The organism is Comamonas antarctica, from assembly GCF_013363755.1.
In the GTDB taxonomy this organism is placed as follows: Bacteria; Pseudomonadota; Gammaproteobacteria; order Burkholderiales; family Burkholderiaceae_C; genus Comamonas; species Comamonas antarctica.
The window spans coordinates 3,087,739-3,105,451 of the sequence record NZ_CP054840.1 but is presented as its reverse complement, the minus strand read 5'-3'; the positions used below and the strand labels follow the sequence as shown (position 1 = coordinate 3,105,451).

Sequence of the window (17,713 nt, the reverse complement as noted above, 5' to 3'; positions counted from 1 at the left end):
CGGGGTTGTGACGCGCCTGGCACCGGGACATGGTCGCTGGCCCGACAATGCGGGTCGAATCAATGGGAATGCAGGGAGTTCTATGAAAAATCGGGTGGGCAGGGTGGGCCAATGAAGCTGTTGCTTGCGCCCATGGAAGGGCTGCTGGATTTCGTGCTGCGCGATGTATTGACGCGCGTGGGCGGGGCCGACCGCTGCGTCAGCGAGTTCATTCGCATCACCGGCACGGTGTTGCCCGACAAGGTGTTCCTGCGCACCATGCCCGAGCTGCGCAATGGCAGCCGCACGCTGGCCGGGGTGCCGGTGCGTGCGCAGTTGCTCGGTTCGGACCCGGAAAGCCTGGCGGTGAATGCGGCCAACCTCGCGCGGCTCGGACCCGAAGGCATCGATCTCAATTTCGGTTGCCCGGCCAAGGTCGTCAACCGCCATGGCGGCGGCGCGGCGCTGCTGCAGGACCCGGAGCACATTGCCCGCGTGGTCGAGGCAGTGCGCCGCGCGGTGCCGGCGCATTTGCCGGTGTCGGCCAAGATGCGCCTGGGTTTCAACGACACCGGCCTGATGCGCGAATGCGCGCAGGCCATGGCGCAGGGCGGGGCCTGCGAGATCGTCGTGCATGCGCGCACCAAGCTCGATGGCTACCGGCCGCCGGCCTACTGGGAGCTGATCCCGGCGATCCGCGCGGCGGTCGCCGTGCCGGTCATTGCCAACGGCGAGATCTGGAGCGTGGACGATGCGCTGCGCTGCCGCGCGCAGTCGGGATGCGGCGACCTGATGCTGGGCCGCGGCATCGTCGCCGATCCGGGCCTGGCGCTGGCGATCCGGGCAGCCGTTGACGGCGGCGCGGCAACGCCGCTTGAAGTGCGCTGGCCGGACCTGCTGCCGCAGATCGCGCGGTTCTGGGAAATGGTCTGCGAAGACCTCGAACCGCGCCAGCGCGCGGGCCGCCTCAAGCAGTGGCTCAATCTGCTGCGCCGGCGCTATCCCGAGGCGGAGACCGCCTTCCAGGAAGTGCGCGTGCAGACCGACCAGCGCGAGATCACGCAATGGGTCGAGAATCTGCCCCATCGCTGGGGATAGGCCACCCGTCCGCCCGCGTCAGAGCAGATGGTCCGGAGCCAGGGGACCGAGCAGCTTGAGCAGGAGGCGCAGCGGCAGGCTGGCGTCGGGCTCGGTGTGCTGGTCCTGCAGGCCGCTGCCCTGCGGCGCGCGCCAGATCAGCTGCTTGTTGTCCTCCAGTTCCACCTTCCAGGCGCTCTCGGTCAGGCCGGCTTCGATGTTTTCCGTGGCGACGCGTCCCAGCGGCTGGCTGGCGATCAGCAGCGCGATCTCGGTGTTCTGCAGTTGCGAACGCATGTCGAGGTTCATCGAGCCGACCGCGACCAGGCTGCCGTCGATGACCACGACCTTGGAGTGCAGCATGGCGCGCGATGCGCCCGCTCCGCTGCCCGACGACAGGCTGTCGCGCAGCCCCGCGCCTTCGCTGCGCATTTCATAGAGCTGCACGCCCATGGCCAGCAGTTCCTTGCGGTGGCGCGCATAGCCGGCATGGGCCACGGGAGCGTCGTTCGAGGCCAGTGAATTGGTCAGCACGCGCACGCGCACGCCGCGCCGCGTGGCCTCGGCAAACGCCTGCTTCATGTCGTCGCCGGGCACGAAGTAGGGCGAGACCACCAGCAGGTCGCGCTGCGCGCGGCCCATCAGCGTCAGCAACCCATCGACCACGGTGTCGGCCTGGAGTTCGGCGGGCGCCAGGCCCGCGCCCTGGCGCACCGGCATGGTGGCCGTGCCCGGGCGCAGGCCGGGCGGCGTCGCCAGCGGGGCCGCGCGCGTGCCGTCCTCGGGCATCGCTGCCGCTGCCTCGCCCAGGGCGCTCCCACCCGAAGCCGGCGTCGGACCTTCTCCTTCCAGCGCGATCTTGGTCGGCTCATCGGCCAGCACGACGGCGCGCGCCCAGATCCAGGACGCCGCGTCGAGGTCCATGGCGGTCTGGTCCCAGATGGTATGGGACTTCTCGGCGGCCGCTTCGTCCGCCTTGGGCGCCGGCGTTTCCAGCGCCTGCGTGCCCTCCTTGCGCGCACGCGCCTGCTCGGCGCTTTCCATGCGCTCCAGGGCCTCGCGGCTGACCAGCGACTGCACGGGATAGGCGCGCTGGTTGTTCCAATAGCTGTCGAAGCTGCGCGACAGGTCCTTGACGATCGGGCCCGCGGCCATCACGTCGAGGTCGACGAAGTTGCCGCTTTCATCCTGGTCGAAATAGGCATCGCCCAGGTTGCGCCCGCCCGCGATGCCGATGGCGTTGTCGGCCAGGAACAGCTTGTTGTGCATGCGCTGCTGGGCGCGGTGGAAGTCGGTGAGGGTGCTGAATATCCGCCCTGCGGTGGAGTTGCGCGGCCCGACCAGCGGATTGAACAGCCGCATCTCGATGTTGGGAACATAGGCCAGGCGCAGCACCTGGGCATTGGTGCCGACGCTGTGGAAGTCGTCCAGCAGGATGCGCACGCGCACGCCGCGCTGCGCCGCTGCGACCAGTTCACGCAGCAGGCGCCCGGAGCTGACATCGGCATGGATGGCGTAGTACTGCAGGTCCAGCGTCTTTTGCGCGGCCTCGATCAGCGCGAGCCGCCCGCCATAGGCCGCGGGTGCTCCCGACAGCAGCAGGAAGGCCGACGCGGGCGATGCCTTGTCGGCCGCGCGCCGGTCGCTGACCCATTGGCCCAGCGCCGTCTGCGCGGGCTGCTCCAGGGCATGCGAGACGGGACGCACCACATCCTGGGGCAGGCTGCCGCAGGCGCTCAGGCCCACGGTCAGCAACACGGTGCAAAGGGCGCTGCGCCAGCCCAGCTTGCGGGCGCGAGAAAAGGAGGCCAACTGGTCTATGTGGGCAGCAGGCATATGTGTAAGGCCGCAGAGGTGGGACAGAGGGCGGATACCTTACCCGCCCTGATGACATAGGTATAGCTGGAGTCGCCATCCTCGCTTGTAAGACAACACTGGCTTGCCGAGGGCGCCGGCGTGCCGTCTGTGCCGTCTGGGCCTTATCAGGCAGCGGCCGCGGGCCGGTCCATCATGCGGCCGACATAGCGCGCGATCAGGTCGATCTCGAGGTTGACCTGCGAGCCCTCGGCCAGCACGCCCAGCGCAGTGTTCTCGACGGTATGCGGGATGAGGTTGATGCTCAGCTCGCAACCGTTGGCCTGGTCGCGCACCTGGTTGACGGTGAGGCTCACGCCATTGACGGTGATCGAGCCCTTGTAGGCGACGTAGCGCGCCAGGTCGGCGGGCGCAAGGATGCGCAGTTCCCAGCTTTCGCCCAGCGGCGCGAAGTGGGTCACGCGGCCCAGGCCGTCCACGTGGCCGCTGACCAGGTGTCCGCCCAGGCGGTCGTGGGCCTGCAGGGCTTTTTCGAGGTTGACCGGGCCGGTCTGCGCCAGGCCGGTGGTCTTGTCGAGCGACTCGGCCGAGATGTCGACGGTGAAGCGCTGCGCGGCCTTGTCGAACGTGGTGACGGTCATGCAGGCGCCATTGAGCGCGATGCTGTCGCCCAGGCCGACATCGTCGAGATAGCCGGCGGGGGTTTCAATGACCAGGCGCTTGCCGTGGGCCGGGGTGTCGCCAAGCGACTGCACGGCGGCAATGCGCCCCATGCCGGTGATGATTCCAGTAAACATGTGTTCGATTGTGGCAGGAGGAAAAAGACAGGGCTCAGAATGCGGGCCGCCGGGCGAGCCGCGCGCGCACGCGCAGGTCCGGGCCGACGCGCGCGACATCGTGGAATTCGAGTTCCGGCCCCTCGGCCAGCGCCGCGAGCGGGCCGATATGGCAGATGCCGCGGCCCGAGCCCAGCAGCTTGGGCGCGAGATACAGCAGCAGTTCGTCGACCAGCCGTTCGCGCATCAGCGAGCCGTTGAGCTGGTAGCCGGCCTCGACATGCAGCTCGTTGAGGCCGCGCCGGCCCAGGTCGCGCAGCATCGCGGCCAGATCGACCTTGCCATGCGCATTGGGCAGATGGATGACCGTCGCGCCCAGCGCCTGCAAGGCCTGGGTCTTGGCGGCGCTGTCGCTGGCAGTGTAGATGAAGCAGCTGCGGCCCGGCATCCACAGCCGCGCAGCGAGCGGCATCTGCAGCCGGCTGTCCACAACGACCACATGCGGCTGGCGCGGGGTTTCGATATCGCGCACGTCGAGGCGCGGATCGTCCTGCAGCACGGTGCCGATGCCGGTCAGCACCGCGCAGGCCTGGGCGCGCCAGGCATGTCCGTCGGCGCGCGCCTGCGGCGAGGTGATCCACTGGCTTTCGCCGTTGGCCAGCGCCGTGGTGCCGTCGAGCGACGCTGCGGCCTTCATGCGCACCCAGGGTGTGCCGCGCTGCATGCGGCTGAAAAAGCCGATGTTGAGTTCGCGCGCGGCCTCGGCACCCGGCCCGATCTCCACGGCCACGCCGGCGGCGCGCAGCCGCGCAAAGCCCTCGCCTGCGACCAGCGGATTGGGATCTTCCAGCGAGGCCACGACGCGGCCGATGCCGGCGGCCACCAGCGCATCGCAGCAGGGGCCGGTGCGGCCCTGGTGGGCGCAGGGCTCGAGCGTGACATAGGCGGTGGCGCCGCGCACATCGTTGCCGCGGGCCGCGGCATCGCGCAGCGCCATCACTTCGGCATGCGCGCCGCCGACCTGCTGGGTGTGGCCCTCGCCAAGCAGGGTGCGGCCGTCGGGCGCGACGATCACGCAGCCGACGCGTGGATTGGGGTTGCTCAGGAAAAGCGCCTGGGCGGCTTGCGCCAGCGCGCGTTGCATAAAGTCAGGTGTGGCCGTCATGTGGCCGCCATCCTAGCGCAGAAGATCGCCGCGTCAGCGGTTCCAGCAGTCGGCCGAGGTGGTGCCGCTGGCCAGGCTGGTGTTGCTGCGGATGCCGTTGTGGGTGAGCGTGAAGGCCCCGCATTTGTCGCCGAGCTGGGCGTTCTGCGGCGTGGCCGTCAGCGTGAACGTCGTGGCGGTGCTCGCCAGCGTGATGGCGTAGCGGTTGGATGGCACCGTGCCCAGTCCCGTGGGAAAGAAGTTGGCGCCATTGCTGGCGGCTGTGGGATAGACCCCGGTGACGGTGGCCGCGCGTTCCATCCACTGCGCCGCCTGCAGCAGCCCGGCGCGGGCTTCGGCGCGCGCGCCGCGGCGTATGTATTCCTGGTAGCTGGGAATAGCCACGGCCGACAGGATGCCGACGATCGCCACGGTGATCATGATCTCGATCAGGGTGAAGCCGCGTTGGGAGGATGGGGGCATGGTGCTTGGCCTTCAAAGGGGAGGGTGCGTTCAGCGCAACTGGCGCCAGCTGGGGCGCAGCGGCTGCTCGGGCATCTTGGCAAACCGGTCGACCACGCCGTCCGAGCCGGTGCGGATTTCCTGGCTGCGGTTGCTGACCTTGCTTTCCTTGATCGACGCGGTCATGCGCGAGGCACCGCTGTCGCCGGTGATGCTGTAGACACCGTCGCCATTGGTGTCGATGAGCTGCACCGTGGGCTTGCGGCCGTCCATGATGTTCAGGAAGGTGCGAAAGCGCCTGGGCAGCGTCGATGCCGGCGAGCAGCTCTCCTCGAGCACGCTGCTGCCCGAGCCCGGCACCTCGGTCAGCACCTCGAGGATGTTGCTGCCGTCGAAGAACGACATTTCGCCGAGCAGGCGTTCGCCCGCCTCGGGCAGGTTCAGGTACCAGCCCTTGCGCGCGCTGCTGCCGGTGAAGGCCACGGTGTTCTGGCTGACGGTGTAGAAGGTGCGGTCGGTGCCGGCGATGGCCGTGAGCGACACGGTCTGCTGCTGCAGGCTGCCCAGGCCCGTGCCGATGGGCTGGGGCTGGCCGTTGGTGGTGTCGACCGCGACCCGGCCGGAAACGATGCGGTAGACCGTGCTGTCGAGCAGCGAGTAGATGCTCTGCACCGACACGTCGGTGCGGTCGCCCTCGGTGATGTTGCGCCCCGTGCCGAAGGCCACCATCAAGCCCGTGGCGCCGCGGTCGTTGGCGCGCACGATGGGCGCGGCGGTGATCGGCTGCGCGCTGCTGGCGTTGCCCGAGGTGTACACGGCCGTGTAGAACGGGCGGCCGCTGAACGCCACGTTCCAGGCGGCGGCATCGGCCGCGCCGATATCGAACTTCCACAGGTTGCCGCGCAGGTCGCCCGCATAGACGACGTCGGGCGTGCCGTTGCCGTCGATGTCCACCAAACGCGGCGCCGACAGGCCGTTGCTGGTGGCATTGGTGCCGGAGTTTGCGGCCACCAGGGTCTTCAGTTCGCGCGCGCCGTCGAGGTACTGGAGCAGCAGCACCGGGCGTTCGTTGGCGCTGTTGTAGCCATTGCCCATGACCACCGCCCAGCGGTTGTTGTTCAGGCGCACGATCTGGCTGGATTTCTGCGGGTTGTTGTCGTCGACGATCGGCGCCGCGAAGACATGGCCGATATCGGCGGCATCGCCCACGGCGGTGTCGCCGGGGGCCGCGGTCTTGTCCATGAGCACCAGGCTGGCCGCATTGCTGGCGGCGAAATTGCTGGCGATGGCCGTGGAGCCGGTGGCGGTGCTGCCCGGGTTGGTGATGTCCAGCACGAAGTAGCCTCTGCCGCCCGCGCCCAGCGTGCCCACCAGCAGCGTGCGCCAGTTGGGCGTGCTGCTGTTGCCCAGGTTCACATCGCCGCTGAACGGCGAGCCGTCGACGTAGTAGCGGTGGGTATAGCTCGTGGATGCCAGGTCCTTGAGGTTGGCGATGACGCCCTTGGGGACATACGCGATGCGCTCGGCGCCATTGACGGCGGAAAACCCGTGCAGCATGCCGTCGTTGCCGCCCACATAGACCATGGGCAGCCGCGCGGCTTGCGCGGCTGCAAAGACGCGGTAGTTGTCGAAGGAATAATTGCTGACGGGCGCGCCCACATACCAGAGCGCCGAGTTGACGATATCGCCCTGGCGCGAGTTGCGCGTGCGCACGGTGCCGCCGCTCTCGAGGCTGCGGTCGCCGCGCAGGTAGTTCACGCGCGCGGCCGTGGTGGTGTCGCTTTCGAGGACGGTCTGCTTGAGCGCGGCTTTCTGCGTGGTGCCCAGGTTGGCAAAGCTGAATGCCACCGGGGCTTCCGCGGCGTTGGTGAGCGTGGCCGTCGCCGTGGTGAGGATCAGCCGGTTGGCGATGTCGCTGGCGCTCAGGGCGTCAAGCTTGTCGGCGGTGGTGAGGCCGGTGCCGGTGTTGGTTTTGAGGCCCCAGCCGGGGTTGGGGGTGGCGGCGGCCGAGTCCTGGGCCAGCGTGTCGGAACGCACATAGCCCGTCCAGCCGGCCGCGTTGTAGCCCGACGAATACTGCGAGGTGCCGGTGCGCGTGACCGAGGAGGAAGCGCTGGTGAAACTGGTGACGGGCGTGGAGGTGTCCTCGACGATGGTGCCGACGATTTCCTGGAAGGCCCGCGTCAGGTCGTCGGCGGTGGGCGCGGGCGTGAACTTGCCGCGGCCGTTGAGCGCCGCATGCCACAGCTCGATGCGCCGGTTGTTGTCCTTGGCGGTGGCGGAGTAGCCGGTGCTGCCGTCGCAGGCATTGTTGCCCAGCCCGGTGTTGCCGGTGCCGCACAGTGGCGTGGGCCAGGCGATGTCGCCGGTGATCAGCCGGTTGAGTTCGCCGGCATAGGTATCGCCATCGAAGGTCGGGCTGCCGGTCCAGGCCGAGGCACCCGAGCCGAAGCCGATGGTGTAGGTGGTCATGTGCTGCCAGGTGGCCGGGTTGTTCCTCGGATTCCAGAACTGCGGCAGCGTGGTGGTGCGCAGGCTGCTGCCCGAACCCGAGGTGAAGGTTTCGTCGCCGCTTTTCTTGATCAGCGGGCGGATCTCGTTGGCAATGCCCGGCTGCAGGTCGGTGGCCCAGTAATGGAAGGCCAGGTCCGACAGGGTATTGAGGCCGTAGGTGGTGCGCGCCACGTCCTGGCAGAAGATCAGCAGCTGACAGACGCGTTCGTAGGTGACGGTGGTGTTGAAACCCCAGTCATCCTTGTAGAGCCGCGAGGTCGCAGCCGTGGGGTCGTAGACCGTCACGCCGTCGCCCAGCGTGGTGCGCGTGTTGTCGAGATTGCCGATGTTGTTGATGGCCTGGTAGGCGGCCAGATCGCGGTCGGCATCGACGTGCTGCGAGGTGTTCGAGGTGCCGCTGTTCCAGGCGCCGTCGGTCATGAAGATGTGGTACGAGCGCCGGCAGCTGATCACCGGTGCCTCGCGCGTGCCGGGGTCGGCGGCCCAGGGGCTGTTGACGCCCAGGTCGGTGCGCTTGAGGTAGTCGCCGGCATTCCTGACCATGCGGTGCGAGGGCGTGCCGCCCGACGGCGTGAGCGTCTCGACCCAGCTCAGGAAGTTGCTGCGGTGCGTGCCCTGCAGGATCTTCAGGCTGTTCTTGCAGGCGGTGGTGTTGAGCGGGATGGTGTTGCAGCTGCTGTTCATCGACTGCCAGCTCAGGCGGATCAAGCCATCGGCCACGTTTTCCGACGAAAAGGTCTGGCGCAGCGCGGCCTTGAGCGTGTTGATGCCCGAGGTGCCCATGCTGCCCGAGTCATCGACCGACACGATGACGTTGGGCGCGGGCTCGCGGCTGGCGGTGCCGGCCGGATACTGCACCAGGCTGTACTGCGCGGCCTGCGCGGGCGTGGCTGGCAGCAAGCCGGCGGCAGCCACCAGCACGAGCGCGCCGAAAAAGGCGGAGATCCTGGACATATGCGCTCCGTCAGTCCTTGAGTTTCTGCCGTGCCAGCGTCGACTGCAGCACTACCTGGGTGCTGTCCTTGAGGCCCTGGGCCACGGCGGTGATGCGGTAGACGACGGCGGGATTGAGGTTGAGCTCGAGCTTGGCGGCGGCGCCCGAATTGGTGATCAGGCCGGTGCTGCTGGTGGCGTAGGGCATGACCTCGACCCAGTACCACGCGCCCTGGCCCGCGGCCGTGGCCTGCAGGATGGGATTGCTGCCGGCGGCCTTGCGCGCGCCGGTGAACTCGCCGTAGCGCGCGCCGACGTTGCGCATCTGCCCCAGCAGCGTCGCATCGTTCCAGAAATCCTGCTTGCCGGTGCGCTTGGCGCAGATGCCCTGCAGGCAGGGCACGGGGGACTGGGATTCGAGCGTCGACAGCAGGCTCACGACATCCTTTTCCTCGACGACGAACCACGCGCTGGCGGTGCGCCGGCAGATCTTGCCGTCGCTGCTGCTCGGCTGGCAGGCGCTGCCGTCGGCGGTCTGCCCCAGGATGTCGAGTTCGGCGTCCTGCAGCATGGCCTGCGCGGCCTCGAAGCTGCGCTGGTAGTCGGCATCGTTGCCGACGATCAGCTCGTTGAACAGCGCCGTGCGCGCGCCCCACACCGCCATCAGCATCGTCAGCATGACGATGACGATGACGATCAAGAGGGACAGGCCGCGCTGGCGCTGGCGTGAAGCGCTCATGGCGTGACCCCGGTGGGCCGGCCCTGGCTGCGGATCTGGTAGGTGTTGCGCAGCACCATGCGCAGCTTCTGGCCGCGCACCACGCTCTGGTTGGCGCAGTTCAGGTAGGGCACGGTGGTGGCCGGCAGGTTCTCGTTGCCTTCCATCTCGAGGCAGACCTCGATGGCCTGCACATGCGGCCAGTCCGCGGCCGCCAGCGTGCCGGCGGTGCGGTAGCGCATGGTCGGGTTGCCGAAGTCGCCGCCCTGCAGAAGGAAGCGCACGCGGAAGTCCGCGACGTTCTCGATGATCGGCTGGGCGCTGCCGGCGCTGCCGCGGCAGTCGAGTTCGCCGCGGGTGGCGCCGGACGGCTTGTCGAGCGAGTAGCCGCTGCGCACGACGCTGGGCGTGCCCGCGCCGGCCTGGCCCAGGCAATCACGGAACTGGGACTGCGCGGTACTGCTGCCGACCAGCTCTTCGGTGTAGTCCTGGTAGGCCAGCGTGAGCTGGTCCTGGCTGCCGGCGGCGGTATCCACGCCGCCCACGGTCGTCACGCCGGTCGGTACTTCGAACGCCACCGGGTCGGCCAGGTCCACGCTCTGGCTGCTGTCCTTGGCATAGGCGAGGTTCAGGCGCAGCGAGCCAGCCTGGCGCGCCTGCTGGCCGATGCTGCGGAACGCCTGCGCGGCCTGCTGCTGCAACTGGCTTGCCTCGCTGACCGAGCCCGAGACCTGGCGCGAGATGACCAGCGTGCCTATGGCCACGGCAATGGTCATCAGGCCGATGGCCAGTCCGACCAGCAGCTCGACCAGGGTCAGGCCGCGCTGGCCACGCATCGGGGAGGGCGAAGAAGGGCGGCGCATGGCGTCAATCCGGGCACATGACCTGGGCCGTGCCCGAGGCGCCATAGGGAATGCAGCGCGCGCCGGGCTGGATGTACTGCAGGTGGCAGCTGCGGCCCGTGGGGCAGCCCACGCCGCTGGCCGTGCTGTCGGGCGACTGGAGCGCGGCGGTGTAGCTGCTGTCGTCCATGGCGCGCTCGTTCTCGCGCCAGCTGATCATGACGCCCAGCTGGCGCCGGTCGACGGCGACGTTTTCACTGTCCACCACAAACACCCGTGCATTTCCCAGCGGCAGACTCTGCTGCACCGTGGCCAGCCACAGCGCGCGGTCGCGCGTGACCAGCTGGCCACTGGTGCAGGCATTCGTGCTGCAGGTGGTTTGCAAGGTCTGCAGTGCCGCCACGTCCTGGGCCGTGGGCGGCGCGGCGGGCGCCGGCTGGTCCATGACATAGCTGGCCAGCTGCGACAGGCCGCCGGGATTGGCGCGGATGCGTTCGCTCAGGTCCTCGATCAGCCGCACTGCCTGGGCGCGGCGCACGCTGGTCTGGGTGTCGGCCAGCGTGCGCATCTGCACGCCCAGTATGCCCAGCACGCCCAGCGCCATCACGACGATCGCCACCAGCGACTCGACCAGCGTGATGCCTTGCTGCTTCAGCCGGGGCATGTCGCACCCTCCTCGTCGTGGATGCGTCCACCGGCCGAGATGCACAGCGTGCGCGTGGCCGGGGAGGCGGTGCCGTCGGGCGCAGGGAAGATCGTGAAGCTCTTGGCGTTGAGTCCGTCCATCTTGCCCCAGCGGTCGACCCCGATGGCCGCCACGCTGACGACATGCCGGACCTGGATGCCGCCCGGTACCTGGGCCGTCTGCAGTATCACGTCGCCGGTGGTGTAGCTGCCGCTGCCGTCGCTGTCGACGAACACGCGCCAGCCGCAGCCCCACTCGCCGGCCGCGGCCGCGAGCGTGCAGCCATCGGTGTCGTTGGGCAGCTTCTGGATCACCACATTGCCGCCGCGCTTGATGGCCTCGGAGCGCGCCAGGCGGATGGTGTCGGTGAGCGCGCCCACGCTCTGCTTCACGCGCCAGCGGTCGAGCATGGGCTTGAAGGAGGGCACGGCCAGCGTCATCAGCAGCGCGACGATGGCCAGAGTCACAAGGACCTCGACCAGCGTCAGGCCGGATGCACGCTGTGTGCCCAGGTCTGCGAAGCGGGAGGATCGAAGCTTCATGCCTGGACTTGAGCACAGATCCCGGGTCGGAGCCAGAAAAGGCCGACAGGCGGCAGGATGCGCCCGACCAGCGGAACGCTGCCCGGTCGTCACTGGCGCCCGGCCGCGGAATGCGCCCCTGCACGCCCCAGGCATGCGCCGGCATTGGGCAGGCCGCGGCATTCGCGCGCCAGGCGCCGGTCGCGCTGCGCCGTGCTTTCTTCCGAAGGGCTGGGCAGATGGACGATGCGCGGCTTGCGCCGGCTGGTGCGTGCCGTGGGCGCGGCATGCGGCGCCGGGCCTGCGCCCGGTGCCCGGGTACCCGTGGCTTCGGCCGCAGCGGCCGCCAGCAGCAGGGCCAGCGCCGGGGCGCTCAAAAGAAACCAGGCGGGCATGGCAGGCCTCCTCGGGGGGCGCGGATGAACGCCGGAAATTCTGCGCCGCGGCGTCCGCGACGCGCGTTTCGTCCCTGGCGCCAGCACGGTAAAGCCGCAAGGCTGCGGGCGGCAAAAACGCGGCGCGCTATAATCGCGGGGTTTTGCATGGTGCAAGACGCACGCCGATGGCCGTTCCAGCCGCTGGCGCAAGTCAACAGGGGCGCGCCTGGCCGCTGCCCCGCATACAGGAAAAAACCAAATGATCGCATCCTCTATCAAGGCCGAAGTTGTCAAGGCCAATGCCCGTGCCGAAAACGACACTGGCAGCCCCGAAGTGCAAGTCGCCCTGCTGACCGCACGCATCAACGAACTGACCCCCCACTTCAAGCAGCACGCCAAGGACCACCACGGTCGCCGCGGCCTGCTGCGCATGGTGAGCCGCCGCCGCAAGCTGCTGGACTACCTGAAGTCCCGCGACGCCGACCGCTACACCGCGCTGATCGCCAAGCTGGGCCTGCGCAAGTAAGCCAGGTCAGATAGAAAAACGCCTGAGTTAGCCTGCTAGCTCAGGCGTTTTTTACTTCGGAGGATGGATAACAGAGCGAAGCTATGTCATTCCAACAGCCTTGTGGCTCGCGGCCAGCGCACAGGTCTGCTGGAATGGCATCGTGTTCTGATTTGTCCTCCAATCCATTGCCGGCTATGAATATATAGCTATCAATCAAGGAGCAAAAATGAGCATTTTCAACAAAGTCACGAAGACCTTCCAATGGGGCCAGCACACGGTCACCCTGGAAACCGGTGAAATCGCCCGCCAGGCGTCTGGCGCGGTGCTGGTGAACATCGACGACACCGTGGTGCTGGCCACCGTGGTGGCCTCGAAGAAGGCCAAGTCGGGCCAGGATTTCTTCCCCCTGACCGTGGACTACATCGAGAAGACCTACGCCGCCGGCAAGATCCCCGGCAGCTTCTTCAAGCGCGAAGCCAAGCCCAGCGAACATGAGACGCTGACCAGCCGCCTGATCGACCGTCCGATCCGCCCGCTGTTCCCCGAAGGCTTCTACAACGACGTGCACGTGGTGATCCACACCGTGTCGCTGAACCCCGAAGTCGATGCCGACATCGCCGCGCTGATCGCCTCGTCGGCCGCGCTGGCTGTCTCGGGCATCCCGTTTGCCGGTCCCATCGGTGCCGCCCGCGTGGGTTACATCAATGGCGAATACGTGCTCAACCCCGGCCAGACGCAGCGCAAGGACTCGCAGATGGACCTGGTCGTGGCCGGTACCGAAGCCGCGGTGCTGATGGTCGAGTCCGAAGCCCAGCAGCTGTCCGAGGAAATCATGCTCGGCGCCGTGGTGTTCGGCCACGAGCAAAGCCGCATTGCCATCGACGCCATCCATGAACTGGTGCGCGACGCCGGCAAGCCGGTCTGGGACTGGCAGGCTCCGGCCAAGGACGAGGCGCTGATTGCCCAGGTCAACGCCCTGGGTGAGCAGGCCCTGCGCGACGCCTACCAGATCCGCAACAAGCAAAGCCGCACGCACGCCTGCCGCGACGCGTACGCCGTCGTCAAGGCCGGCCTGACCGAGCAGGGCGTGGTGTTCGACGAAGTCAAGGTCGAAGGCATGCTGTTCGACATCGAAGCGCGCATCGTGCGCAGCCAGATCCTGGCCGGCGAGCCGCGCATCGATGGCCGCGATACGCGCACCGTGCGCCCGATCGAGATCCGCAACTCGGTGCTGCCCCGCACCCACGGCTCGGCGCTGTTCACGCGCGGCGAGACCCAGGCGCTGGTCGTGGCCACGCTGGGCACGGAACGCGATGCCCAGCGCATCGACGCGCTGGCCGGCGAGTACGAAGACCGCTTCATGATGCACTACAACATGCCTCCCTTCGCCACCGGCGAAGTCGGTCGCATGGGTTCGACCAAGCGCCGCGAAATCGGCCACGGCCGTCTGGCCAAGCGTGCCCTGGTGGCCGTGCTGCCGACCAAGGAAGAGTTCCCCTACACGATGCGCGTGGTCTCGGAAATCACCGAGTCCAACGGTTCGTCGTCGATGGCTTCGGTCTGCGGCGGCTGCCTGTCGCTGATGGACGCCGGCGTGCCGATGAAGGCCCATGTGGCCGGCATCGCCATGGGCCTGATCAAGGAAGAGAACCGTTTCGCCGTGCTGACCGACATCCTGGGCGATGAAGATCACCTGGGCGACATGGACTTCAAGGTGGCCGGCACGACCAACGGCATCACCGCGCTGCAGATGGACATCAAGATCCAGGGCATCACCAAGGAAATCATGCAGGTCGCCCTGGCCCAGGCCAAGGAAGCGCGCATGCACATCCTGGGCGCGATGCAAAGCGCCATGGGCGAAGCCAAGACCGAAGTCTCGAACTTCGCTCCCAAGCTCTACACCATGAAGATCAACCCCGAGAAGATCCGCGACGTCATCGGCAAGGGTGGCTCGGTGATCCGTGCGCTGACCGAAGAGACCGGCTGCCAGATCAACATCGACGAAGACGGCACGATCACCATTGCCGCGACCGAAGCCGCCAAGGCCGACGAAGCCAAGAAGCGCATCGAGCAGATCACCGCGGAAGTGGAAATCGGCAAGGTCTATGAAGGTCCCGTGACCAAGATCCTCGATTTCGGCGCGCTGATCAACCTGCTGCCCGGCAAGGACGGCCTGCTGCACATCAGCCAGATCGCCCACGAGCGCGTGGAAAACGTCAATGACTACCTGCGCGAAGGCCAGATCGTCAAGGTCAAGGTCATGGAAACCGATGAAAAGGGCCGCGTCAAGCTGTCCATGAAGGCCCTGGCCGAGCGCCCCGCAGGCGAGCCGCGTGGCGACCGTCCGGCTCCTGCCGAGCGCCGCGAGCCGCGTGAACCCCGCGAGCAACGCGAACCCCGCGAGCCGCGCGCGCCGCGTGCCAATGACCAGCAGCAATAAGCTGCTGCTGCGCTGAGGAATCGGCCTCCGTCATGGGAGGCCGATTTTTTGGTTTCTGCCGGTGCTCGCGCCGGACCGTTGTCTTTCTTTCGCGAGGTTGCCCATGCGCGCTGTTGAAATCACTTCCCCCGGAGGCCCCGAGGTCCTGCGGCTGGCCGAGCACCCGACCCCCGTGGCCGGTGCGGGCGAGCTGCTGATCCGCGTGGCGGCCAGCGGCATCAACCGCCCCGACGTGCTGCAGCGCAAGGGCCGCTATGCGCCGCCGCCCGGCACTTCGGAGCTTCCCGGCCTCGAAGTCGCGGGCGTGGTCGAAAGTGGCGACGCCGAGGCCATGGCCGCGGCTGGCATCCAGGTCGGCGACCGTGTCTGCGCGCTGCTGGCCGGCGGCGGCTATGCCGAGTATTGCGTGGCCCCGGTGGCGCAATGCCTGCCCGTGCCCCAGGGCCTGTCCGATGTCGAGGCGGCCTCGCTGCCCGAGACTTACTTCACGGTGTGGAGCAATGTGTTCCAGCGCGGCGCGCTGCAACCCGGCGAGACGCTGCTGGTGCAGGGCGGCAGCAGCGGCATCGGCGTGACCGCGATCCAGCTGGCCCGTGCCTGGGGCGCGAACGTCATCATCACCGCCGGCAGCGATGCCAAGTGCGACAACTGCCTGGCGCTGGGCGCGCAGCATGCGATCAACTACAAGACGCAGGACTTCGTCGCCGAAGTCATGCGCATCACCGAGGGCCGCGGCGTGGACGTGATTCTCGACATGGTGGCGGGCGACTATGTCGCGCGCGAAGTCGAGTGCTTGGCCGAAGACGGGCGGCTGGTGATCATCGCGGTGCAGGGCGGCGTGAAGTCGCAGTTCGACGCCAGCCTGGTGCTGCGCCGGCGCCTCACGGTCACCGGCTCGACGCTGCGTCCGCGTTCGGTGGCCTTCAAGGGCGCCATTGCCAGGGCGCTGCGCGAGAATGTCTGGCCCTGGCTCGAATCGGGCAAGGTCCGCCCCGTGATCTTTCGCCAATTCGCCGCCGAGCAAGCCGTGCAGTCGCATGCGCTGATGGAATCGAGCGAGCACACCGGAAAAATCGTTTTGACATGGCAAGCATGAAGAAAAAACTCATTGTCGGTAACTGGAAGATGAACGGCAGCCTGGCTGCCAATGCCGCATTGGTCGGCGCGCTCAAGGACGGCCTGGCGCAGGCCGCGGCCGAGGCCGGCTGCGGCGTGGCGGTGGCCGTGCCCGCGGCGTATCTGGCGCAGGTTCAGGCGCTGGCCGAAGGCAGCCGCATCGCGCTGGCCGCGCAGGATGTGTCCGAGCACGCGGTAGGCGCGTTCACCGGCGAGACCTCGGCCGAGATGCTGCGTGACTTCGGCGTGCGCTACGCGCTGGTGGGCCACTCCGAGCGCCGCCAGTACCATGGCGAGACCGATGCCGTCGTGGCCGCCAAGGCGCAGCGCGCGCTGGCCGTGGGCATCACGCCCATCGTCTGCGTGGGCGAGACGCTGCAGGAACGCGAAGCCGGCGAGACCCAGAACGTGGTCAAGCGCCAGCTGGCCGCGGTGGTGCAGGCCGTGGGCCACTGCGTGACCGAACTGGTGGTGGCCTACGAACCCGTCTGGGCGATCGGCACCGGCCGCACGGCTTCGCCCGAACAGGCGCAGGAAGTGCACGCCGTGCTGCGCGCACAACTGGCCGCGGCCACCACGCAAGCCGACGGCATTGCGCTGCTGTACGGCGGCAGCATGAACGCGGCCAACGCCGCGCAGCTGCTGGCCCAGCCCGACATCGATGGCGGCCTGGTGGGCGGCGCGTCGCTCAAGGCGGCCGACTTTTTGCAGATCATCGCGGCCGCCGACTGAGGCGCTGCGCTTTTATCGTTAGTTGAGGAGTTGAAGAAATGAATGCATTCGCAAGCGTGATCCTGGTCATCCAGATGTTGACCGCACTGGCCATGATCGGCCTGATCCTGATCCAGCATGGCAAGGGCGCCGACATGGGCGCGTCGTTTGGCGGCGGCAGCTCGGGCAGCCTGTTCGGCGCCTCGGGCAGCGCGAACTTCCTGTCGCGCACCACCGGCATCCTGGCCGCGGTGTTCTTCGTCGCCACGCTGGCCCTGGCGTATATCGGCAACAGCCGTGCTCCCACGACGGGCAGCGTGCTCGAAGGCGCGGCCGTGAGCGTGCCCGTGCCGGCTGCCGGCGATGCCCCTGCAGCCGTTCCGGCCGTGCCCGCTGCACCCGCCGAAGGCGCGGCGCAGATCCCGACCAAGTAATTTGAAAAATCTGAAAAATCTCTTTTCCTAGGGGTTTTTCAGAGTAGAATACTTAGATTGCTCGGGAGGTCAAAGTCTTATAGAAGACTCCTCTAGCCTTCCGATGCGCAAGGATTGAGACGAAGCCGTCGTGGTGAAATTGGTAGACACGCTATCTTGAGGGGGTAGTGGCGAAAGCTGTGCGAGTTCGAGTCTCGCCGACGGCACCATAATATATACAAAGCCTGCCCAGATGATCAGGCTGTGATCTGTGTCTGGGCGTGCCTTTGATCAAGGTGAGAGCCCCAGATGAACATCGATCAATATCTCCCCGTTCTTCTGTTCATCCTGGTGGGTGCTTCCGTCGGCATCCTGCCTCTGGCATTGGGCTATTTCCTCGGCCCCAATCGTCCGGACGCCGCCAAGAACTCCCCCTACGAATGTGGCTTTGAAGCCTTCGAGGACGCACGTATGAAATTCGACGTGCGCTACTACCTCGTGGCCATCCTGTTCATCCTGTTTGATTTGGAAATCGCTTTTCTCCTTCCCTGGGCAGTCTCGCTCCAGGAGGTGGGTCTGGCAGGTTTCGCCGCCGTTGTGATCTTTCTCGCCATCCTGGTCGTGGGCTTTGCCTACGAGTGGAAAAAGGGTGCGCTTGACTGGGAATGACCGGTAGTCAAAT

Annotated in this window: 17 protein-coding genes and 1 tRNA gene; 8 read left to right on the top strand and 10 right to left on the bottom strand. The window is 67.5% G+C overall.

Annotated features, from left to right (window positions below):
* Positions 1 to 111: 111 nt before the first annotated feature.
* Positions 112 to 1,077: a tRNA dihydrouridine synthase gene (locus HUK68_RS14360; protein WP_175504788.1), complete on the top strand. Its 966-nt coding sequence runs from the start codon at positions 112 to 114 to the stop codon at positions 1,075 to 1,077.
* An 18-nt stretch (positions 1,078 to 1,095) separates the two neighbouring features.
* Here HUK68_RS14360 and HUK68_RS14355 read toward each other — a convergent pair whose 3' ends face one another.
* From HUK68_RS14355 to HUK68_RS14310, 10 genes are all read right to left on the bottom strand, one after another.
* Positions 1,096 to 2,892: a phospholipase D family protein gene (locus HUK68_RS14355; protein WP_175504787.1), complete on the bottom strand. Its 1,797-nt coding sequence runs from the start codon at positions 2,890 to 2,892 to the stop codon at positions 1,096 to 1,098.
* 146 nt (positions 2,893 to 3,038) lie between these two features.
* The gene (locus tag HUK68_RS14350) at positions 3,039 to 3,668 is read right to left on the bottom strand and encodes a riboflavin synthase (RefSeq protein WP_175504786.1); all 630 of its coding nucleotides are present in this window, start codon (positions 3,666 to 3,668) and stop codon (positions 3,039 to 3,041) included.
* Positions 3,669 to 3,702: 34 nt separating this feature from the next.
* Complete coding sequence (gene ribD, locus HUK68_RS14345; RefSeq protein WP_175504785.1) at positions 3,703 to 4,812, bottom strand: bifunctional diaminohydroxyphosphoribosylaminopyrimidine deaminase/5-amino-6-(5-phosphoribosylamino)uracil reductase RibD; 1,110 nt, start codon at positions 4,810 to 4,812, stop codon at positions 3,703 to 3,705.
* Positions 4,813 to 4,845: 33 nt separating this feature from the next.
* Positions 4,846 to 5,274, bottom strand: a complete 429-nt coding sequence (locus HUK68_RS14340) for a type IV pilin protein (protein WP_175504784.1) — start codon at positions 5,272 to 5,274, stop codon at positions 4,846 to 4,848.
* Between the two features lie 30 nt (positions 5,275 to 5,304).
* A complete protein-coding gene (locus HUK68_RS14335; protein WP_175504783.1) occupies positions 5,305 to 8,721 on the bottom strand; it encodes a pilus assembly protein in 3,417 nt (1,138 codons plus the stop codon).
* A gap of 10 nt (positions 8,722 to 8,731) precedes the next feature.
* A complete protein-coding gene (locus tag HUK68_RS14330; RefSeq protein ID WP_175504782.1) occupies positions 8,732 to 9,439 on the bottom strand; it encodes a pilus assembly PilX family protein in 708 nt (235 codons plus the stop codon).
* Positions 9,436 to 10,281 (bottom strand): PilW family protein, encoded by an 846-nt coding sequence (locus tag HUK68_RS14325; RefSeq protein WP_244146181.1) that lies wholly within the window; start codon positions 10,279 to 10,281, stop codon positions 9,436 to 9,438. The genes HUK68_RS14330 and HUK68_RS14325 overlap by 4 nt, the downstream gene beginning before the upstream one ends.
* Positions 10,282 to 10,285: 4 nt before the next feature.
* Positions 10,286 to 10,924, bottom strand: coding sequence for a type IV pilus modification protein PilV (pilV, locus tag HUK68_RS14320; RefSeq protein ID WP_175504781.1), 639 nt, complete (start codon positions 10,922 to 10,924; stop codon positions 10,286 to 10,288).
* On the bottom strand, positions 10,912 to 11,487 hold the full coding sequence (locus HUK68_RS14315) for a GspH/FimT family pseudopilin (RefSeq protein WP_175504780.1): 576 nt from the start codon (positions 11,485 to 11,487) through the stop codon (positions 10,912 to 10,914). Before HUK68_RS14315 ends, pilV begins: the two co-directional genes overlap by 13 nt.
* Before the next feature lie 89 nt (positions 11,488 to 11,576).
* A complete protein-coding gene (locus tag HUK68_RS14310; protein ID WP_244146180.1) occupies positions 11,577 to 11,861 on the bottom strand; it encodes a hypothetical protein in 285 nt (94 codons plus the stop codon).
* A gap of 241 nt (positions 11,862 to 12,102) precedes the next feature.
* On the opposite strand from HUK68_RS14310, the gene rpsO reads away from it, so the two are divergent.
* The 7 genes from rpsO to HUK68_RS14275 all read left to right on the top strand — a co-directional run bounded on the left by rpsO (position 12,103) and on the right by HUK68_RS14275 (position 17,700).
* Positions 12,103 to 12,369, top strand: a complete 267-nt coding sequence (gene rpsO, locus HUK68_RS14305) for a 30S ribosomal protein S15 (protein ID WP_159914338.1) — start codon at positions 12,103 to 12,105, stop codon at positions 12,367 to 12,369.
* Between the two features lie 208 nt (positions 12,370 to 12,577).
* On the top strand, positions 12,578 to 14,791 hold the full coding sequence (gene pnp / locus HUK68_RS14300; protein WP_175504779.1) for a polyribonucleotide nucleotidyltransferase: 2,214 nt from the start codon (positions 12,578 to 12,580) through the stop codon (positions 14,789 to 14,791).
* 103 nt (positions 14,792 to 14,894) lie between these two features.
* Entirely contained in the window at positions 14,895 to 15,887 is a 993-nt protein-coding gene (locus HUK68_RS14295; protein WP_175504778.1) for an NAD(P)H-quinone oxidoreductase, read from the top strand.
* Positions 15,884 to 16,639 carry a triose-phosphate isomerase gene (tpiA, locus tag HUK68_RS14290; RefSeq protein WP_175504777.1) on the top strand — a complete coding sequence of 252 codons (756 nt, stop codon included), beginning with the start codon at positions 15,884 to 15,886 and terminating at the stop codon, positions 16,637 to 16,639. Before HUK68_RS14295 ends, tpiA begins: the two co-directional genes overlap by 4 nt.
* Positions 16,640 to 16,677: 38 nt before the next feature.
* Positions 16,678 to 17,052, top strand: a complete 375-nt coding sequence (secG, locus tag HUK68_RS14285) for a preprotein translocase subunit SecG (RefSeq protein WP_175504776.1) — start codon at positions 16,678 to 16,680, stop codon at positions 17,050 to 17,052.
* A 124-nt stretch (positions 17,053 to 17,176) separates the two neighbouring features.
* A tRNA-Leu gene (locus HUK68_RS14280) sits at positions 17,177 to 17,261 on the top strand.
* 79 nt (positions 17,262 to 17,340) lie between these two features.
* Entirely contained in the window at positions 17,341 to 17,700 is a 360-nt protein-coding gene (locus tag HUK68_RS14275; protein WP_175504775.1) for an NADH-quinone oxidoreductase subunit A, read from the top strand.
* The last annotated feature ends 13 nt before the right edge of the window (positions 17,701 to 17,713 follow it).